This window comes from Streptomyces sp. SID12488 (genome assembly GCF_010548275.1).
GTDB lineage: Bacteria > Actinomycetota > Actinomycetes > Streptomycetales > Streptomycetaceae > Streptomyces.
In genome coordinates this window covers 1-383 of record NZ_JAAGLT010000174.1, presented here as the reverse complement: position 1 = coordinate 383, position 383 = coordinate 1, and the positions used below count along the sequence as shown (strand labels likewise).

The window sequence follows — 383 nt, the reverse complement described above, 5'->3', positions numbered from 1 at the left end:
GCCCGGCGGTCATCGCCCGGTGCGAGAGCGAGGCGGACGTCGTCACCACCGTCCGCTTCGCCCGCGAGCTCGACCTCCCCGTCGCCGTGCGCGGTGGCGGGCACAGCGTGGCCGGGATGTCCCTCAACGACGGCGGCGTGGTGGTCGACATGCGCCGGATGAACGAGGTCACCGTGCACCCGGGGGCGAAGGCCGTACGGGTCGGCGGCGGCGCGGTGATGAGCCACCTGGACCGCGCCTGCCAGCCCTACGACCTGGCCACCACCGGCGGCCGCGTCTCCACGACCGGCGTCGCCGGCTTCGTCCTCGGCGGCGGCTCCGGCTGGCTCGACCGCAACTTCGGCCTGGCCGTGGACAACCTGCTCGGCGTGGACCTGGTCACC

Annotated in this window: 1 protein-coding gene; it reads left to right on the top strand. The window is 74.9% G+C overall.

The features are described from left to right. Nucleotides 1-383: FAD-dependent oxidoreductase (locus G3I56_RS43050; protein ID WP_164418991.1), on the top strand; the 383-nt coding region annotated here is incomplete at both ends.